The organism is Bacteroides sp. Ga6A2 (assembly GCF_000702225.1).
Taxonomy (GTDB): Bacteria; Bacteroidota; Bacteroidia; order Bacteroidales; family Bacteroidaceae; genus Ga6A1.
This window is the reverse complement of the sequence record NZ_JNKX01000007.1, coordinates 1-21,216: the sequence shown is the minus strand read 5'-3', so window position 1 is coordinate 21,216 and position 21,216 is coordinate 1. Positions and strand designations below refer to the sequence as shown.

The window sequence follows — 21,216 nt, the reverse complement described above, 5'->3', positions numbered from 1 at the left end:
TTGGGCGCTTTTATTAGCGCCCTCTTTTGTTTCCGATGACAACTTATAATGTAAACGCTTAATTTATGATATTCTATTTTTCTGGAACTGGCAATTCCAAGTGGGTTGCCGAGCAGATTGCCTCTTGCCAAAAGACAAAGTTGATGCCGATAGGCGATGAGATTAACACTTCATGCAGCTATCATCTTGAACCCGGCGAATTGTTGGGCTTCGTATTTCCTGTATATTCGTGGGGACCTCCGCAGATTGTGCTCGATTTTATTGATAAGGTTAAAGTTGATACGCTTGATGGTCGCCCAGATTATTTGTTTTTTGCATGTACCTGTGGCGATGATGTTGGCTATACAGATAGAGTGATGAAGTCGGCTTTCGAAAGAAAAGGGTGGCGACTCGACAGCTGTTTTTCTGTTCAGATGCCGAATACATACGTCTTGCTGCCGTTTTTCGATGTTGACAGTCAAGATTTGGAGCAGAGCAAGCTTCGCAAGGCTGTTAAGAAAGTGGCAAGAATAAACACGATACTTGGTGCACGTTCAAATTCCTTCGCTTTGCTCGTTACGTCTATTCCGTGGATAAAGACATACTTAATCAGACCGCTTTTTAATCTGAGTCTGAAGAAAGTTGATTCAAAATATTGGGTTACGGATGATTGCATTGAGTGTGGATTGTGCGCGAAAGCCTGCCCTGTTCATAATATCGAGATGAAAAACGGAAAACCGGCATGGAAGTGCGATGGCTCATGCGTCGGTTGTCTTGGTTGTTACCACAGATGTCCAAAACATGCAATTCAGAACGGAAAAATAACCTTGAAAAGAGGACAGTATTATCACAAGCAAAATTGATTTTTAATAAGTAAATATATGTTTTGAAACATGTTTTTGTAAAATTATGATGTTTGTTTAAATTATTTTTTTACATTTGCCATCAAACATATTTATATTTTATGCTATGACTGCGAGGACTAAGAAAATACCTGATTATATATTTGAATCCAGTTGGGAAGTCTGCAACAAGGTTGGTGGCATCTACACGGTGCTTTCTACAAGAGCGCAGACTTTACAGAAGATGATGAAAGACAAAGTCTTCTTCGTTGGACCTGATTTTTGGAGAGATAAGGAAAATCCGTTATTTATCGAGGATAGCACGTTGTTTCCTAAGTGGTTGGAAGCATCGCACGGCGAAGGTCTGTCTGTCAGAACTGGTAGATGGAACATTCCCGGAACGCCGATAGTTTTTCTTGTAGATTTCAATCCGTTCTTTATCAGAAAGAACGAAATATATACAAACGCGTGGAACGACTACAAAATTGATTCGCTTCATGCCTATGGCGATTACGACGAAGCTTCGATGTTCTCTTATGCGGCTGCCAAAGTCGTTGAGAGTTTCTATAAGAACGAAATTACAAAGAAGTCGAAGGTTGTTTATCAGGCACACGAATGGATGACGGCTCTCGGTGCGTTGTACTTGCAGAAATATGTTCCTACAATCGCAACAATCTTTACCACGCACGCTACAAGCATCGGCCGTTCTATTGCTGGAAACGGAAAGCCGCTCTACGACTATATGTTTGCCTACAACGGTGACCAGATGGCAGAGGAACTGAATATGCAGAGCAAACATTCAGTCGAGAAGCAGGCCGCGCACAATGTCGATTGCTTTACGACCGTGAGCGACATCACCGCTGCCGAGTGCAAGCAGTTGCTCGAAAAAGAGCCTGATGTGGTTCTGAAAAATGGCTTCGAGAATGATTTTGTTCCGAAATTGCCAGAATATAATTCAGTAAGAAAGAAGGCTAGACAGAGAATTCTTGATGTTGCTTCGGCTCTTACCGGCTGTAAGATGTCGAACGATGACACGATAATCGTCGGCACTGGCGGAAGATACGAGTTTAAGAATAAGGGCTTGGACATCTTCCTCGAGGCGATAAAGCGACTGAGAGATTCGGATTTGTCGAAGAATGTGCTCGCTGTGATAAATGTGCCGGCATGGGTTGGCAATCCTCGTCAAGATTTGAAAGAACGCCTTGACGGAACAGATTCAACGCAGCGCAGACTTGCAAATCCTGTCATCACTCACTATCTCAATAATTTCGAGGACGACAAGATTCTGAATGCACTTCGCTATCACGGCTTGAACAACAATCCTGAAGATAAGGTGAAGGTGATGTTCGTGCCTTGCTATCTTGATGGAAAGGACGGCATTTTAAATATGTCGTACTACAACTTGATGCCGGCTTACGACCTTAACGTCTATCCTTCGTACTACGAGCCTTGGGGCTATACTCCGCTCGAGAGCATCGCGTTTAAAGTACCTTGCATCACAACCGATCTTGCCGGATTCGGACTATGGGCAAACACCCTGAAGCCAAACGGCTTGTACAGTCAGATTGAAGACGGAGTAAAGGTGGTTCACAGAACCGACAGCAACTACGACGAGGCTGCCGAGGAGATAAAGAACACGATCCTTGTTTTTACCGCTCTGAAGGTTGCCGAGCGAAACGCAATTCGCCGAAAGGCAAGACAGATTGCCGACAACGCATTGTGGAAGAACTTCATCGAGGACTATGTAAAGGCATACGATGTTGCGCTTTCTAATGCTGCAAAGAGAATCAAATCTAAAAAGTGAGAATACTTGTGTTATAAATAAAATAAATTTGGGAGACTATGAAGATAAAGGCTAGTAATTCAAACACACCTAACTGGAAAGAGGTGAATGTGAAATCGCGAGTGCCAGAAGAACTTTCAAAACTTTCTGAACTTGCACACAACATGTGGTGGTCATGGAATCATGAGGCTACCGACTTGTTTAAATCGCTCGACGAGGATTTGTGGAAGCAGGTAGGGCAGAACCCTGTCCTGATGCTCGAACGCCTCAGTTTCGAGAAACTGTCTGATTTGGCAAAGAACAAGAGCGTCATTAAGAAGGTTGACGAAGTCTATTCAATTTTCCGTCAGTATATGGATGTAGAGCCTGACAAGAAACGTGCATCTGTTGCATATTTCTGTATGGAGTACGGTTTGAGCCATGTTCTCAAGATTTATTCTGGCGGTTTGGGTATTCTTGCCGGCGATTATCTGAAAGAGGCATCAGACAGTAATGTTGATATGTGTGCTGTAGGTTTCTTGTATCGCTACGGATACTTTACTCAGACTCTGTCAATGGAAGGACAGCAGGTTGCCAAGTACGAGACTCAGAACTTCGGTTCTCTGCCTTTGGAGCGTGCTCTCGATGCCGACGGAATGCCGTTGGTAGTCGATGTTCCTTACGTTAATTATATGGTTCATGCCTATGTTTGGCAGGTGAACGTTGGCCGAATCAAACTTTATCTGCTCGATACAGATAACGAGATGAACTCTGAGTTCGACCGTCCAATCACTCACGCACTTTACGGAGGCGACTGGGAGAACCGCTTGAAGCAGGAGATTCTGCTTGGTATCGGCGGTGTGCTCACTCTGAAGAAGTTGGGCATCAAGAAAGACATCTATCACTGCAACGAGGGACATGCAGCATTGTGCAATGTTCAGCGTCTTGTTGATTATATCGAAGAGGGCTTGACATTCAATCAGGCATTGGAGGTTGTCCGTGCATCTTCGCTTTACACTGTGCACACTCCTGTTCCTGCCGGTCACGACTATTTCGACGAAGGCTTGTTCGGCAAGTACATGGGGCAGTATCCTGCCAAGTTGCAGATTTCGTGGGATGAGTTCATCGGAATGGGACGCAAGAACCCGGATGACCACAACGAACGATTCTGTATGTCTACATTCGCTTGCAACACTTGTCAGGAGGTTAACGGCGTAAGCTGGCTTCACGGCAAGGTTTCTCAGGAGATGTTCTCTGACATCTGGAAGGGCTACTTCCCAGAGGAAAGTCATGTGGGCTACGTTACAAACGGCGTTCACTATCCAACATGGAGCGCAACAGAGTGGAAGGATATCTACAATAAGTACTTCGACAAGAATTTCTTGAAAGATCAGTCTAACCAGAGCATCTGGGAGGCAATCTACAATGTGCCGGATGAGGAAGTTTGGAAGACTCGTCTTGCATTGAAGAACAAACTTGTTGAGCACATCCGCAAGGCATTCCGCGAGGATTGGCTGAAGAATCAGGGCGACCCTTCAAAGATTATGTCTATCCTCGAGAAGATAAATCCAAATGCCTTGATGATTGGTTTTGCCCGTCGATTCGCTACTTACAAGCGTGCCCACTTGTTGTTTACCGACCTCGACCGCTTGTCAAAGATTGTAAACAATCCTAACTATCCTGTTCAGTTCTTGTTTGCAGGAAAGGCACATCCGCACGATGGTGCAGGTCAGGGCTTGATTCAGAAGATTTACGAGATAAGCCGTCGTCCTGAGTTCCTTGGCAAGATTATCTTCCTCGAGAATTACGACATGCAGCTTGCACACCGCCTTGTCTCTGGCGTTGATATCTGGATGAACACTCCAACCCGTCCGCTCGAGGCATCAGGAACATCTGGCGAGAAGGCTCTTATGAACGGTGTTGTAAACCTCTCTGTTCTCGATGGCTGGTGGCTCGAGGGCTATCGCGAAGGTGCAGGCTGGGCTTTGACAGACAAGCGTACTTACGAGAATACCGCTTATCAGGATCAGCTTGATGCTGCAACAATCTACTCGCTCCTCGAGAACGAGATTCTGCCATTGTACTATGCTCGTAACAAGAAGGGCTATTCTGAAGGCTGGATAAAGACCGTAAAGAACTCTATCGCTCAGGTTGCTCCTCACTACACAATGAAGCGTCAGCTCGACGATTATTACGATAAGTTCTATCAGAAAGAGGCTAAGCGTTCGGCTCTGCTTCAGAAGAACAATTACGAGAAGGCAAAGGAAATTGCTGCGTGGAAAGAGGCTGTTGCCGAGCGTTGGGATGCCATCGAGGTGGTTTCTTCAAAGAAGGACGAGGCAATGATAAACGGCTCAATCTCAAGCGGTGTAACATATCATGCAGAGTTCGTTGTCGATGAGAAGGGACTTGACGATGCTATCGGCATGGAACTTGTAACCGTAAGGGTAGATGCCAACGGCAGAGAGCACATCTACAGCGTTGAGCCTCTGAAGGTAACAAAGCGCGAAGGAAATCTTTACACATTCGAGGTTACTCATAAACTGAGCAATGCCGGAAGTTTCAAGGTGGCATATCGTATATTCCCTAAGAACGACTTGCTTCCACACCGCGAAGATTTCTGCTATGTTAAATGGGTAAACTAATGTTCATAATGCAATAAAAATGGTGGTTTGGAATTTGATTTCAAACCACTTTTTTTTGATATTTATTTACAATAAGTAGTGATACTTTTGTAAAAAAAGTTATATTTGTAGCCGAAATTCACTAATAATATTAAATGAAAATATCACATGTGGTTAGCCTTATAGTTTTTTGCGTGATGAGCATAGATAATGCGCTTGCAGAAGATTATAAAGATGTTTCATATAAGAGAACCTCTGTGCACGATCCGTCAGTTGTAATCGATACTATCATTAACGAAGAGACGTGTACTTATTATATTTTCGGTTCTCACATGGCGGTTTCCAAATCTACCGATTTGGTAAACTGGACTTATGTTACCGGCGAGTCTACATCCTCAAAACTTTTCGGCAAGATGAATGGCGATGCCGTGCAGACTTGCAGTTACGATGAGGCCTACTTGGACAATGCCGTAAAAAAAGTTAAAAACTACAAGGGAGAAGAAGTGGATTTCGGAACATATAACATTCCCGAATGGCAAGGTGCGGTAAACAATTTTACAATTCGCGGAAACCAGTGGGCCCCCGATGTTGTATATAACAAGACTATGAAGAAATGGCTGATGTATATGAGCCTTAACGGTGACGATTGGAATTCTGCCATAGTGTGCCTTGCTTCCGATAATATTGAAGGTCCTTACGTTTATCAAGGACCAGTCATTTTTTCTGGTTTCACCGGAAAAAAGACATCTTCCCACCAAGACTTTCATAAATCAGATTTGGAGATAGCGATAGGAGAGCAGTCTGCGCTTCCGTCGCGATACAACAGAAATTCAAGTTGGGGCACTTATCTGCCTCATGCCATCGACCCATGCGTTTTTTATGATGAGGAAGGCAATCTCAAACTTTCTTATGGCTCGTGGAGCGGCGGAATCTACCTCATTGATCTTGACGAGAATACAGGTCTGCGCGATTATACCGTCAATTACGCTGCTGTAAATGCAGGAACAGCCGATGTAACCAGCGACCCTTATTTCGGAAAGAAGATTGCCGGCGGCTGGTATGTTTCGGGCGAAGGTTCGTATATCGAGTACATCGGAAAATATTATTATTTGTTCATGTCTTACGGATTCTACAGTCCTGATGGCGGCTACGAAATGCGTGTTTTCAGGGCTGATAATCCCGAAGGACCGTATGTCGATACCAAAGGAACAAATGCCATTTTCTCTGGAAAGTACGAGATGAATTACGGCACAACGGCAAGCGGAACGACTGGCAACCGCGGTGTTAAGCTGATGGGCAACTACAAATGGGACACAATGCCTGTTGCTGAGATTTCACAAGGGCATAATTCTGCCATGACCGATAAGGACGGCAGAAGTTTCGTAATCTATCACACCAAATTCAACGACGGAACCGACGGACATTCTGTAAGAGTGCATCAGCTTTTCCGAAACGAGGACGGATGGCTCGTGGCTTCTCCATACGAGTTTGCCGGAGAGAAAGTTACTCAGAACGAAATCGAATCAAGCCAGTTGTATTCGATATCAGAGATAGCAGGAACTTACCAGTTCATCGCACACAAATATAAGGTAAACTACAAGAACTTTGAAAATCAGACTCCTGTAAATATCATTCTAACCAAAGACGGGAAGATTGAGAGCAACGACGGTTATAGTGGCTCGTGGAGTCTGAAGGAAGGCACATCTTTCATCACGCTTAACATAAACAATGTTGTATATAAAGGTGTGCTCACTCGCCAGACAATAGACTATACCGACATAAGCGCATTGTGCTTTACTGCCGTTTGCAGTAGCGGAGGCGTTGCCGGCACAACCCAGGGTCTCGAGATATGGGGTTCTAAGGCAGATGCCAAGGGCGCAATAAGTTACACGCTTAAGAATCTTAATATCCCGATTACCGATGGCACATCAGTATGTGCCAATTTGTCTCTGCCAACAAAAGGGCTGCTCGGTACAACTGTTTCTTGGAAATCATCGGACGAGGACGTTCTGAAATCAGACGGAACAGCGGTGGCTAACGGAAAGACTAATCTAACGCTTGTTATAAGCAAGGATGAAGAATCATATTCAAAACAATATCAGGTTGTTGTTGATTTTAATATCCGAAAAAACTTTACTGATATTGTAGGCTATTATCGCTTCGAAGACGGTTTCGTAAATAGTGCGAATACATCTCAGACAGGTGTTGCATCGGCTCAGGCAAGTGCAAGCAAGCCAAGCATCGTTAGCGATGCTACTCGCCAGAGCAATGTCCTGAAACTTAATTTTGGCTACGATTCGGCATCAACATCAAATTATGTAGAATTTCCCAATCCGCTGTTGGGAGCAGATGTCTCGAATGGTGTAACGGTTTCGATGTTCGTAAACAGAATGGCTGCCAATTCGTTCGATGCTATCTGGGCGTTCAAGGACAACAAAGGCGCGGCGGGACGAATTTACATGACTCCTAATGTGTATCTCGGATATAATGGAACATACGGTTACTACGATGTCAATCATCCCGACAAGGCAACAAACAGTCTGTTGGGCACTAAAGAATGGCATCTGCTCACAGCCACTTTTGCAGACAACGGATTTTCAATCTACATCGATGGAATTCTGAAATTCACGCAGAGCAATAATCTTGCATTTGCTTCGACATGTACCGATTTCAAGAGTTCAAAAAACATCTTCTCCGAGTCTGATGTTTTCTATCTTGGTTACGGCTCGTGGTGGGGAACTGCTCCTGTGATGATTGATGATGTGTGCATTTTTAACAAGGCTTTAAGTGACGAGGAAGTGGCACAGTTGTATTCGATACAACAAAATGTAAAAAACGATTTAACAACCGATATTCGTCGACAAAAAAGAGATGAAAAATCTTTAGCTGATGGCGAAATCTTTGATATTCAGGGACGTAAGAGAGAAAGGCCGCAGAATGGAATTTATATACTAAATGGCCATAAAGTTTTTATTTCTACTAAATAGAAACATTTTTCAACCGTTTTTTTATAGTAGAATAGTACATTTGCGATGTTTAATATTGATACTATCACTAATAAGAATCTAATTTAATTAAATAGCATGAACAGCAAAACCATTATTAAAGGAACTATCTTGCCCGTGGCAATGATGTGTTCGGCTTTGACGTTCAACCCACTCACTACCGTGGTGGCAAATGCGGCTGAGCAGTCTCAGCATGCACAAGGCATCACTGGAACCGTTCTCGACGATCAGGGTGAACCAATTATTGGTGCAACTATCGTCATTCTGAACGGCAGCAATCAAGGTACAATTACCGACCTTGATGGTAGATTTAAGGTTAACGTAAAGCCCGGTACTAAGTTACAGATTTCATATGTCGGTTATGATACTCAGACCGTTGTTGCAAAGAACGGAATGAAGATTACGCTGAAGTCAAATACCGTTGATATGGAAGGTGTTGAAGTCGTAGCATACGGCGTGCAGAAGAAAGTCACTGTAACCGGTGCGATTTCGAGTGTTAAGTCAGAGGATCTTGTCCGTACATCAGTCAGTTCTGTAAACAATGTGTTGGCAGGTCAATTGTCTGGTGTAACAACAGTGCAGAGTTCTGGTGAACCGGGTGCTGATGCTGCAACAATTTATGTTCGTGGTCAAGGAACTTGGGCTGATTCTTCTCCTCTTATTCAGGTAGATGGTGTAGAACGTGAAATGTGGGATATTGACCCTAACGATATTGAGTCTATTACTGTCTTGAAAGATGCATCGGCAACTGCCGTATTTGGTGTGCGTGGTGCAAATGGTGTTGTGCTTATCACAACAAAGCGTGGTAAGGAAGGAAAGGCAAAGATTAATATATCTACAACATTTACAGCGCTTACTCCAACCAAGATGATTGATTTGGCAAACTCTTATGAGTATGCTACATATCATAATCAGATGAGTCTTAATGATGGTAAGTCTCCAGAATTTTCTGAGGCTGTACTCGAAAAGTTCAGAACAGGTTCTGACCCTATACGCTTCCCAAGTATAAATTGGGCTGACTATATTATGAAGGATGTGACTCTTCAGCAGCAGCACAATATAAACATATCTGGTGGAAATAATAAGGTTAAATACTTTATTTCTGCTGGTATGTATACTCAGGACGGTATCTTTAAAGAGTGGGGCAGGTCTTGGAATTATGGTTATGAATATCAGCGTTTCAACTATCGTGCAAATTTGGATATCAATGCAACTAAGACAACTCAGATTAGTGCTAGTATTTCTGGTAAGGTAGACGATAAGGATACACCTCGTACAGGACAGGGTGCTTCAGGTATGATTAAGGCTATATATTATGCAACTCCATTCTGTAGCCCGGGTTTTGTTGATGATATGTTTGTTGTAAACTCTGTTGAGCCTACAGACAACCGTTCTAGTGATCCTACGAACAAATTGCCTTTCGTTGGTTCTCACCCAATGACATACTATGCATATCAGCCGGGTGGTTACCACAATAGTAACAGTAAGATTTCCATAGACCTTGCTCTTAATCAGAAACTTGATTTTCTTACTCAAGGTTTGAGCTTCAAGTTGAAGGGCGCATATAATACATCTTATAATATTCTAACAACAACAACTGCTAGTGTAGCAACTTATTATCCTGTGCTTCTGGAGGATGGCGAGACTATTATTTATCGTAAGACTGGCGATAATGTAGACCCAAGCTACAAGACTGAGCAGAACGGTAAAGGCAGAAACTGGTATATGGAGAGTAGTTTTAACTACAACCGTACTTTTGGAGAACATACTGTTTCTGGATTGTTGCTTTACAACCAGTCTAAGGAATATTATCCATCTACATATTCAGACCTTGCTCGTACTTATGTAGGTATTGCAGGACGTGCAACTTACGATTTCAAGAGTCGTTATATGGCTGAGTTTAATATCGGTTATAATGGTTCTGAAAACTTTGCCCCAGGCAAGAGATTTGGTGTATTCCCTTCAGGATCTGTTGGTTGGGTAGTTTCAGAGGAGAAATTCTTTGAACCATTAAAGAAAGTTGTAACTTTTGTTAAGTTGCGTGCTTCTTGTGGTCTTGTTGGTAACGACAAGATTGGTGGTAAGCGATATATGTACCTTTCTGACCCATATAACGTAAATCAGGCTGCATTGCTTGAGCGTGCTGGTAAGGATTCAGGTGCATTTGGTTATAACTTTGGTGTTGAAAACGGTACTGTTTCAAAGGGAGCCGTCGAGGCTGACAAGAATAATCCTGATGTGTCTTGGGAAAAGGCATTCAAGCAGGATTACGGTATTGATATGAATTTCCTTGATGACCGTTTACATGCTACATTCGATTATTATCGCGAGCATCGTAAGGACATTTTGTTGCAGAATCAAACAACTCCTACGTTCCTTGGTATCACGTTGCCATACTCAAATCTTGGTGAAGTTAAGAGTTGGGGTTGGGAACTTACTCTTAATTGGAATGATAAGATAGGAGAGAATTTCCGCTATTGGGCAAAGATGAACCTTTCATATAACCAGAATAAGATTATCGAACGTTATGAAGCTCCGCTTGCAAACGAATACTCAATGCTTAAGAATAATCGAATTGGTTCTCGTTCTTTGTATAAATTCTGGAAGTTCTATTACGAAGGTTGTGAAGAGGATTACAAGAAAGAGTTTGGCACTGAGTTCCCAAATCAGCTTGTGTCTAATATAAAGCCGGGTGATTGTGTGTATGTAGATCTTGACAAGAATGGTAAGATTGATGCGGATGATAAGATCCGTGGTTTGGGCTACACTGATGACCCTGAGTATATTTGTGGTCTTACTCTTGGCTTCCAGTATATGGGATGGTCATTCAATACTCAGCTTACTGGAGCATGGAATGTATCTCGAGTTGTAGGTAGTTTGTTCCGTGAGCCATTTGCATCTGCTGCGTCAGATTCTGCTACAGATGGTGGCTTGGTAAGATACCATTTGGACCATACTTGGACTCCATCTAATCCATCACAGGATGCGGATTATCCTCGTGCAACTTGGGAGAATGCAGCACAGAACTATGTAGACTGTTCTTTGTATGAGAAAGATGCTAAGTATCTCCGTTTGAAGACTATTCAGTTGAGTTACGATTTTAAGGCACCATTCATGAAGAAGATTGGTATGACTCAGCTACAGTTATCGTTGAGTGCTTACAACCTGCTGACTTTCACTCCTTATATCTGGGGTGATCCTGAGGCTCGTGCAAGTAATTCTCCATCTTATCCACTTCAGCGTACTTATACAGCTGGTTTAAGAGTTGGATTCTAATCGATGTTGAATTTTATTTTAGTTCATCGATAAATAATAACAGAAATCATGAAGAATAATAAAATATTTACAGGAATCTCCGCTTTTTTGTTGTCTGCGATGGCATTTACTGCTTGTACAGATGATGTGAAGTTTGCTGATTCTTTTATAGAAAAGTCGCCGGGTAATACAGTGTCGCTTGATACTGTGTTCAATAGTGCTACATATACAAAGCAGTTCCTGACAGGTATTTATGCTTTGCAGTACTATGGACTGCCATATTCAAATAATAGAACTCCTCATAGCTCTTTTTCATTTACATCTAAACTTGATGCTATGACAGATTTGTATCAGCATCACTGGAATGGTGCAGATGCTTATAATCTGTATTATGGAGGAACTCTTACTGCACAGTCTACCCCAGCTATCAGCTATTCAGACGATTATGTCTGGAATGCTGTTCGTCAGGCATGGATTCTTATCAACAATGTTGATCGTGTGCCTGATTTAAAGGAAAACGAAAAGAAGAGTTTGGTTGCACAGGCAAAGTGTCTGATAGCATCTCGCTATTTCGATTTGTATTCTGTTTATGGTGGACTTCCATGGGTAGGCAGAACTCCTTTTACTGGAACTGAAGGTGTATATGAGAATCCACGTCTTACTGCTGAAGCTACTTGCGATTCTATCGTGGCTTTGCTTGATGAGGCAATAGCATCAGATGCACTTCCATGGAAGTATTACGATGGCGATGGAGTGTCTACAGAAATGGATGCAACAAACAACACTGGTCGTTGGACAAAGGGTGGCGCTATGGCATTGAAGGCTAAAGTATTGTTGTTCAATGCCTCTCCTATATACAATTCTGACAAACCGTATTTTGATGGTAATACCGAGGCTGAACAGCAGCATCTTGTATGGCATGGTAATTATGATCAAAAGCGTTGGCAACGTGCCTTGGCAGCATGTCAGGACTTCTTTACTGCAAATGGTGAATCAGATCCGGGCGATAACAAGGCTGCAGATGTAAATTCAACTCTTGGCGACAGAACATATCACCTTAACGGTACTCAGGGAGCTGCATGGGAGATTATATCTTCAGGCTCTAAAAAGACTTCTGATGCTGCAAAGGTTGATTATTACCGTCAGGCATACCGTATGGGTTATATCTATCAGGGTAGTGCTGAGGTTATACATTCAACTCGTGTAGCTACCGTGTATGGTTCACAGGGTACATTCAGCTGGTGGAGTTGGGCTAATCCTGCAAATGGTATAAACCGTAACTCATATAACCCAACAGAGGAATATGTAGAAATGTTCCCTTGGAGTAATGGTGAGCCTTTTGACTGGGAAAAAGATTCAATAGCCAATAGAATTTATGGTGAGAAAGGAAAGTTGTTCTACCAGTATGTTTCAGTTCGTGGTGGTTTGAACAAAATTGCATCTCGCGACCCTCGCTTGTATGAGAATGCATTTGTAAACAGTCAGCCTAAAACATTGGCTTGGTCAACAGGTGCATCTTCAGGTGATATCTTTGAGTTGTGGCTTGGTGGTAATGATGCAAGCACAAATGCCCTTAAACTTGATGATGACGGAGTAACTCCTATAGTAAACGAAAAGCTTCTTTCGGCTTTTGCTACAGGCTATGGTACAGTAAAGTATGTACTTGGCGAGGAATACCACCGCAAGTTTATGCACTGGGTATATTTGAGTTATGACGAAATGTTGCTTATGTTTGCCGAGTGCAAGGCTCAGACTGGCGACCTTGAAGGAGCATTGAAACTGGTTAATCGTGTTCGTGCTCGTGTTGGTCTTGGAAAGTTGGAGACTTATAACGATTCTTATTACAAGAGTCATGGTGGTGATATTACAACAGACAAGGATGCACTTATAGAGCAGATTCTTAGAGAGCGTGCTTGTGAACTAGGTATGAGTAATAACCGTTATTACGATATGGTTAGATACAAGCGTACTGACTGGATGACAAAACCGCTCCATGGATTGGGAATTATCCGTATGAAGAAGAATTCATCTAATATTTATGTGCCATCTTATGACCCATATATTGGTAATGATAAGAATGCAGGTTTGAAAGAACCAAATGTCTTCGATTATAAGAAGTTCCGTCTTCAAAATAGAGAGCGTGTTCTTTGGGCTTACCAAGATCAGCCAAATAATCCAGAGGTTACAAAATGGCTTCTTTGCCCATTCCCAAGCTCTGAGATTATGAAGGGATATGGCTTGGTTCAGAATCCGGGTTGGTGATGCCTTCTTAATTTGAATTCTTATATATTGAGTTTTTATTTATGAAATACAACAGTTTATATATAATGTCATTACTGGCAACGCTTAGTTTGCCAGTAATGGCTCAAACCGAGGACGAGAAGACTGGTAACGATTTTGTTAACCAGAAAATCTCAATAGGTCTTGATAAGGACTTCTCTCGTGAGCAGTCTACTCAGGCTGTATCGGTTATCACAAATAAGAGCGTGGACAAACGTTCTTCGAGAGAAATAGGTTCTTCTATTATCGGTCAGGGAAATGGTTTGATTTCTTTGGATAATGCAGGAGCTGCTACTGTTAATAATCCAACATTCTATGTGCGTGGATTACAGACTCTTAATAGTAATACAAAACCATTGGTCTTGGTCGATGGTGTTGAGAGAGATATTAGCATCGTAAGTCCTGATGAGGTTGAAAGTGTTGAAATCTTGAAAGATGCTGCTGCTGTTGCTCTTTTCGGATATAAGGGAGCAAACGGTGCAATCTCGATAAAGACAAAACGTGGTATATATAAGACTAATATTGTTAGTTTTACATACGACCATGTTATGAGTAGTATGATTGACAAACCAAAGTTTGTCAATGCTTATGACTATGCTAACGCTATGAATTCTGCATTGGTGGCAGACGGAAAAGAACCACGTTATGACGCAAATGCGTTGGCTGCCTTTAAGAATGGTACTTATCCTTATCAGTATCCTAATGTTGATTGGGTAGGCGAAACTTTCCGCGATAATGCCGTACTTAACAAGTATGGTGCATCTTTGCAGGGTGGCGGCGAAAAATTCCGTTACTATACATTGTTGAACTTGATTTCTGACAAGGGATATATTAAGAGCCCTAATCTTAATGATGGTTATTCAACACAGAACAAGTATGTACGTGGTAATCTGCGTATAAACTTGGATATCGACTTGTCTCCAAAGACTCTGCTGAAGGTTAATATGCTCGGCGTTTTGAGTGAACGCTCTCAGCCTGGTGGTCTGGATGATGACAAGAAAAATATTGATTTGTGGAAGATGGTTTACAATGTTCCTTCTGCCGCTTTTCCTGTTAAAAACGAGGAAGGCTCATGGGGTGGTAATTCTACTTGGAAGGGAACATCGAACCCTGTTGGTATGTCAACAGATGCTGCATATTACAAGTTGCATGAGCGTGCTATTTATTCAGACATGACACTTGCTCAGGATCTTTCTTCTATTACAGAAGGATTGGGAATGAATATCCGTTTGGGATATGACAATTTTGCAACTCTTTACGAGGATCATAGCAAGAGCTATGTTTTTGGTATGTATACTCCTGTTCTCGGAACAAAACAAGAGAATCTGAATGATAGATGGAACGCAGATGGCACTCCTGTCGTAAATGACTTCTACACAGATGGTACTCGTACAGAAATGGGTACAGGTGCACAGAATTCTCTATATTCTCGCAGACTTGTTTTTGATGCAGGTTTGAATTATAATCGAACTTTTGGCGACCATGGTGTATATGCTCAGGCTAAATATGGTTATGAGTATGTAAATACAACTGGTAGTAATACTACTATCTACACTCAAAAAGTAGATTTGTTTGGCCATTATGCATACCAGAACAAGTATATTGCAGATGTAAGTTTGTCGTATATGGGTTCAAGCCGATTGGCAAAGGGCACAAAATGGGCTTATTCACCAACTTTGGGTGTGGCTTGGGTCTTGTCGAAAGAAGATTTTATGAAGAATTTGTCTTTTGTTGATTTTTTCAAGCTTCGTGGTTCGTTCGGTATTATAAATGCCGACTATCTCCCTGGAATGGAGAATTGTGACCCTACTAAAGGTACTTGGACTTATGATGTTCAGAACTATACTACTCCAGCTTCAAGTTATTATCTTGTTGATGCTACTGCTGCACAGGAGATTATCGGCAACAGAACAGAAATTGGTCAGATGGCTTGCGTAAACCCAACACACGAGAAGGCACGTAAGTTTAATGTTGGTTTTGATGCTACTCTATTTAAAGATTTGAATGTTGAGTTTGATTATTACAACAATCAGCGTTACGATATCTTTGTTAAGGGTGATGCAGCATATTCTTCTGTTATCGGATTTACAGCTCCTTATGTAAATGACGGTAAGGTAAATTCTTACGGTTTTGAACTTTCTGCCGACTACACTCATCAGTTTGGTGATGTTACATTTAACGTAGGTGCAACTTACAATCTTAATAAGAACAAGGTTGTAGAGCAGGGTGAAGAAACACAGGCCTACAGCAACCTTGTAACCACAAATACTCCGCTACATGGTATTTGGGGATATGTTGCAGAGGGCTTGTTCCAGAGCCAGGCTGAGATTGACGCATCTCCAAAGCAGAATCTTGGCTCAACTCCTCGAGTTGGTGATATTAAGTACTGTGATGTTAATGGAGACGGCGTTATTGACTCAAACGATAAGACAAAGATTGGTTATAGCAATATTGCTCCTGAAATTTTCTATTCATTCCATTTAGGTGCTGAATATAAGGGCGTAGGCTTGGATATGATGTTCCAAGGCGTTGGCAATTATAGTGCAAACCTGAATAGTCAGGGCTATTTCTGGGGACTTATCAATAACTCAAACCTTTCTGAATATGTATATAGAAATAGTTGGACAGCAGAAAATACTAATGCTTTGTTCCCACGTTTGAGTTCAGAAAGCAATGCAAACAACTATCAGACAAGTACGCTTTGGTTGCGCGACAGATCTTATCTGAAGTTGAGAAATATTGAGGTTTACTATAAATTCCCTAAGTCATTGCTTGACAAGACAAAGATTGTAAACAATTTGAAAGTATATTTGCGCGGTACAGATTTGTTTACTATCGATCACATGGATGAGGTTGATGCTGCTTCATACGGAGTTAATGCTCCTTTGAACAGAAGTGTGATTCTTGGTGCTTCAATTTCGTTCTAACAGATAACTAATAAAGTTTTTTCAACATGAAATTCAGAAAATCTATTATAGCGGCATTATGCGGCGCAGTTGCTTTCGCATCTTGCTCTGATAAGATGGATTACCGTGAGGTTTCTGTTTACGACGAGGATTATGTAAAGACTACATTCTCGCGTACCGGAGGTCTTATTTCTCAGATTTACACTTATTTGGAATCTGATTTTGGTAATTACAATGGCGCGGTTATGGGATCGGCTACAGATGAGTCTGTTTATACAAGAACTGGCAATTCTGTTCAGGGATTTTATAATGGTGCATGGGGACCGACAAATAATCTTGACGGTGGCAGATGGTCTAAGTGCTGGGCTGGTATCAGTTATGCAAACCTTTTCTTGGACGAATTCAACAACGAAAAGTTCTTGGAATACCAGACTGACTTGAATTACAAGGCAGAGATGTTCCAGTATAATAATTTTAAATTCGAGGCAAGAGCCTTGCGTGCATATTATTATTTTGAACTTGTAAGAATGTTTGGCGATGTGCCTTTGAAGACAACATCACTCGATGCTGCTTCTTCAAATGCGTTGCCACGTGTTCCTGCTGATGAAATATTCAAGTTTATTGATGATGAGTGTGTTGCCATCAAGGATAGTATTGTAAAAGACTATGCTAAGATTGCAGATGAAAACGGCATATCTATGAATCTTGGCGGTAAGGTTGAGTCTGGACGTGTAAACAACTTGTTTGTTCTTGCACTTCGTGCCCGTGCTGCCCTTTATCACGCATCTCCGTTGTTTAATCCAAACAACGATAAGGAATTGTGGAGAAAGGCAGTAGAGGCAAATCAGGAACTTATTGTTGCTTGTACAACTCGTGGAATGAAACTTAATGCTGATTACAGTGCTCTGTTTGGAACAGACAACTGGTCAAATGCAATAGAATGTATCTTTGTGCGTCGAAATATTTCGGCTTCAAACAATTTTGAGAAATATAACTTCCCATTGGGTATGGGTAATGCTAATGGTGCAAACTGCCCAACTCAGAATTTGGTTGATGCTTATGAAATGAAGAACGGTAAGGCGATAGATGAGGAAGGTTCTGGCTATGATGCACAAAATCCTTATGCCGATCGTGATAACCGTTTGTCATACACCGTTGCTGTTAATGGCGAAATGTGGCCAAGTTCAAATACCAATGCCTTGCAGACTTATATAGGAGGTATGCATCATGGTTCTGCTGTATCTTATGGAACAAACACTGGTTATTACTTGAAGAAGTATGTAAATAACTCAACAATAATTAGTGGTTCTCAGGAAAACTCATTCCGTCATCATTGGGTTATATTCCGTTTGGGTGAGTTCTATCTTAACTATGCCGAGGCAATTTTGAATTACACTGGTAGCGGATATGATAAGAGCAACTATAAGTGGACGGCTGCCGAAGCTCTGAATGTAGTGCGTAAGCGTGCAGGACAGCCTGATGTTGCAGAGGGCTTGGATTTTGAGCATTTCAAGCAGAAATACGAGAATGAGCGATTTGTTGAACTTGCATTTGAAGGACACCGTTTCTATGATGTTCGCAGATGGAAGGAGGCAAACAAGTACTTTACAAGCATCCGTAAGATGGATATTGTGAAGAACGAAGACGACACATTTACATATACTCCGGGAGTTTTGGAAACTCGTCAGTGGTCTGATAATATGTATTTGTTCCCACTCAGCCAGTCTGAGATTCTGAAGTCTGGCGGAAGCCTTGTTCAGACAACTGGTTGGGCTAAGTAAAAAAGATACTAAAAAAACAGAAGGAGTCTTGTACTCCTTCTTTATATCCTTTAATTTTTTATCAATAATTAAAATTTTCAATTTATGAAAAAACTTAACATCTGTTTACTTGCGCTTTTGGCAATGTTCTCCTTGAGTGCAAGAGCTGGTTACCGAGTTCTTTTTACAGAGAACTATGAGTCGGCAACTTCTGTGTCTGACACAAAGTGGGGCTCAAATGCAAACTATGCAGGTCTCTCTATTGCTGGCGATGACTATGGTAAGTATGTACAGATTTCTGCTGGACAAAATAACCAGCGTTCTTACAACACTTTCTGGGGTAAGGATATCTATACTCCACTTGGTAATCTTGATGAGTACGAAATCCAGTTTGACTTCTGTGTAAGCGCAATGGGTACTAACCAGTATAACTCAGAGGTTGCAATCATCACAGAGGACGCTGCAAAGAAGGAGAATGGTCCGACTTCTGGCGGCTGGTTGTTCAAGTTGGATCAGGTGAAGAATAATGATGATGCTTCAATCTTGAACTACACAGTTAACGGTAATGCAAGTGATGTATGGACTCCAGCTGTTGGTACATGGTACACTTTCTATCTTACTGTAAATGTAGCAGAGCGTAAGGTTTCTTATTATGCAAAAGACCTATCTGGTAATACAGCTCTTGCCGATGGCGAATATACAGTTCCTGAGGACGTTGACATGAAGGCTTCAGGCTTGTGGTATGCTCATGCACGTTACCAAAATGTTGTGTTCTTTGATAACATCTCAGTTCTTAAGAACCTTGGTGACGGCGTAGACTGGGCTAACGATCCTGTTGTTGCGCTTACAGGTTTGAATCAGAATGAGCGTACATACACAATTTCTTTCATGGAAGGTGAGGATTTGCACTTTACTGGCACAGATGGTAATGAGCAGGTTGTAAGTTTCTATGATTGCGAGACTCAGGGACAGTTTGTTTACACTACTACAACATCAGGCTCTATTGTAGCTTATACTCAGGTTAACGAAACAAAGTCACAGTCTGTAACTGTTGATGTTGATGCAAGTGTTATTAGTTTGCCAGAGGCTACTGCCGAGATTACATCTGTACAGGAAGGCTATGCTAAGAAGTTTAAGATTAACGTAGACAACTCTAACGTTCCACTTCAGCCTGTTGTCGTATTCGATTACACATTCACTCCTGAGAACGGTGAGGCTGTTACTAAGGAAGAATTGACTTCTGGTTCAGTTATTGAGGTAAACGACAAGGGTACACTTGTTGTTACAACAAAGGCTTATGGTTATGCTCCAACAACTACTACTATTGTAAACGACAAGTCATATAAGGTTCTTAACCTTGTAAACTTCCAGTCACTTGCAGTTGATGAGTTGAAGGCAAACGGTTTCGAGTCTAAGGGTGTTCTTGCTGAGGCTACTGGTGGTGGCGAGAACACTTGGACTAGCGGTGGCAGACTATATGCTGAGTGGGTTAAGGGTACTGAAGTTGGCGATACAACAAGAGTATTCCCATACGGTCGTCCAGTTGATGGTGCTTATGTAGGTTCTGGTATCGAGCGTATGCAGTTGTTGCAGTCTAAGCTTACTCCAGAGAAGGCAAAGAACCTCTTTGACATTATAACAGTATGGAATAACACAATGACAAGCGTAACATCACTCGATGCTGATGGTAATTTTGCGAAGGATGATAACGGAAATGTTGGTGGTACAGTAAACGTTGAGGTTAAGGTTGGCATTGGTCTTATCAATCCGGGTGTTCAGGGCGATGCTCAGAACTACGACCCAGCAAAGGCTGGTTATGGTAATATTCGTGTAGCAAATACTCCTATCTATGTTGATGCTCCACTTGGCTCGTTTGTAGTTGCATACAAGATTTGTGGTTACGGTAATGACTCTGCTCACCCATATCTTGAGGGTACTTCAGAGGATGATATCATTGCTCAGTACAAGGCTATGAACACAGCAACAACTACAGAGGTATATCCTGTAAACGAAAATACTGTTGATGAGAACGGAAGAGTTTCATTTAACCTTTACAGAATTGATACTGCACTTGCTCGCGTAGAGGTTCTTGTTGAGGATGGCGCAGCTACTTCTGTTGCAGCTCCTGAGGCTGTAGAGGTTGTTGAGGATGCTAACGCACCTATCTACACAATCGGTGGTGTTAAGGTTTCTACAACTGAGGCTGGTAAGATTTACATCCAGAACGGTAAGAAGTTCTTGGCTAAGTAATCTTAACAAAACAATAATTGAACTAAGTTTTCAATGTTAATATTAGCCCTGCGGTTCGCAAAAGCCGCAGGGCTTTTTTTTGTTGTTTTGTTGCAATGGCAGCAAAACAACAATGGAGCAAAGCCGTTAGTTTTATAGAACATATCCAATTGCGAACACACTGCGGTCGCAATTGAACTGGAGTCAATATCGCATGATGATTTTTCAGTGGTGGAAATTTTTGCGTCCTTTCAGTAGCAAGATTCTGTGCTAATTTCCAAATTTTGCATAGGAAAAATAGGACATTTTAACAAAAGGGAAAAAGAAAACGGATTAGCACATGAGATTTAGTACCTGATTTGTGACCAGGTATCGCCGCAGTATATTTTCTATGGTTAAATTTCCTTTTTTCTTTCCGGTATTGTTGTATTTGTTGTATCTTTGCAGCCAACTAAGGGAAGTCGCTGGTGCCGTCCACCAGTTTTGTACTATCTCGTGTGGCTGTGTCGCATGGCGCAGCCACTTCTGTTAAAAAGGCGGATTTCCTTCCTTGTCAGCCGCGTTCCAATCTGGG

9 protein-coding genes are annotated in these 21,216 nt (G+C 41.9%); all 9 read left to right on the top strand.

Translation table 11 applies throughout. The features are described 5' to 3' along the window. The first annotated feature begins 65 nt into the window (after window positions 1-65). The 9 genes from T538_RS0101035 (at window position 66) to T538_RS0100995 (ending at window position 20,663) form a co-directional block, all read left to right on the top strand. On the top strand, window positions 66-842 hold the full coding sequence (locus T538_RS0101035) for an EFR1 family ferrodoxin (RefSeq protein WP_031535298.1): 777 nt from the start codon (window positions 66-68) through the stop codon (window positions 840-842). A gap of 106 nt (window positions 843-948) precedes the next feature. Further along, window positions 949-2,625: a glycogen/starch synthase gene (locus T538_RS0101030; protein ID WP_031535297.1), complete on the top strand. Its 1,677-nt coding sequence runs from the start codon at window positions 949-951 to the stop codon at window positions 2,623-2,625. A 38-nt stretch (window positions 2,626-2,663) separates the two neighbouring features. Continuing rightward, the gene (glgP, locus tag T538_RS0101025) at window positions 2,664-5,228 is read left to right on the top strand and encodes an alpha-glucan family phosphorylase (protein ID WP_031535295.1); all 2,565 of its coding nucleotides are present in this window, start codon (window positions 2,664-2,666) and stop codon (window positions 5,226-5,228) included. Between the two features lie 134 nt (window positions 5,229-5,362). After that, window positions 5,363-8,194 (top strand): family 43 glycosylhydrolase, encoded by a 2,832-nt coding sequence (locus T538_RS0101020; protein WP_081835037.1) that lies wholly within the window; start codon window positions 5,363-5,365, stop codon window positions 8,192-8,194. 96 nt (window positions 8,195-8,290) lie between these two features. Next, the gene (locus T538_RS0101015) at window positions 8,291-11,488 is read left to right on the top strand and encodes a SusC/RagA family TonB-linked outer membrane protein (protein WP_031535291.1); all 3,198 of its coding nucleotides are present in this window, start codon (window positions 8,291-8,293) and stop codon (window positions 11,486-11,488) included. 48 nt (window positions 11,489-11,536) lie between these two features. Then, the gene (locus tag T538_RS0101010; RefSeq protein WP_081835036.1) at window positions 11,537-13,729 is read left to right on the top strand and encodes a RagB/SusD family nutrient uptake outer membrane protein; all 2,193 of its coding nucleotides are present in this window, start codon (window positions 11,537-11,539) and stop codon (window positions 13,727-13,729) included. A gap of 65 nt (window positions 13,730-13,794) precedes the next feature. After that, on the top strand, window positions 13,795-16,674 hold the full coding sequence (locus T538_RS0101005) for a SusC/RagA family TonB-linked outer membrane protein (RefSeq protein WP_369794954.1): 2,880 nt from the start codon (window positions 13,795-13,797) through the stop codon (window positions 16,672-16,674). Window positions 16,675-16,700: 26 nt separating this feature from the next. Then, window positions 16,701-18,434, top strand: coding sequence for a RagB/SusD family nutrient uptake outer membrane protein (locus T538_RS0101000; RefSeq protein ID WP_031535283.1), 1,734 nt, complete (start codon window positions 16,701-16,703; stop codon window positions 18,432-18,434). A gap of 84 nt (window positions 18,435-18,518) precedes the next feature. Continuing rightward, window positions 18,519-20,663: a hypothetical protein gene (locus tag T538_RS0100995; RefSeq protein ID WP_031540479.1), complete on the top strand. Its 2,145-nt coding sequence runs from the start codon at window positions 18,519-18,521 to the stop codon at window positions 20,661-20,663. The last annotated feature ends 553 nt before the right edge of the window (window positions 20,664-21,216 follow it).

Coding starts and splice junctions, on each gene's coding strand:
- T538_RS0101015 (WP_031535291.1), top strand. CDS start 8,291: ATGAACAGCAAAACCATTATTAAAGGAACTATCTTGCCCGTGGCAATG.
- T538_RS0101030 (WP_031535297.1), top strand. CDS start 949: ATGACTGCGAGGACTAAGAAAATACCTGATTATATATTTGAATCCAGT.
- T538_RS0101000 (WP_031535283.1), top strand. CDS start 16,701: ATGAAATTCAGAAAATCTATTATAGCGGCATTATGCGGCGCAGTTGCT.
- T538_RS0101005 (WP_369794954.1), top strand. CDS start 13,795: ATGTCATTACTGGCAACGCTTAGTTTGCCAGTAATGGCTCAAACCGAG.
- T538_RS0101020 (WP_081835037.1), top strand. CDS start 5,363: ATGAAAATATCACATGTGGTTAGCCTTATAGTTTTTTGCGTGATGAGC.
- T538_RS0101010 (WP_081835036.1), top strand. CDS start 11,537: ATGAAGAATAATAAAATATTTACAGGAATCTCCGCTTTTTTGTTGTCT.
- T538_RS0100995 (WP_031540479.1), top strand. CDS start 18,519: ATGAAAAAACTTAACATCTGTTTACTTGCGCTTTTGGCAATGTTCTCC.
- glgP (WP_031535295.1), top strand. CDS start 2,664: ATGAAGATAAAGGCTAGTAATTCAAACACACCTAACTGGAAAGAGGTG.
- T538_RS0101035 (WP_031535298.1), top strand. CDS start 66: ATGATATTCTATTTTTCTGGAACTGGCAATTCCAAGTGGGTTGCCGAG.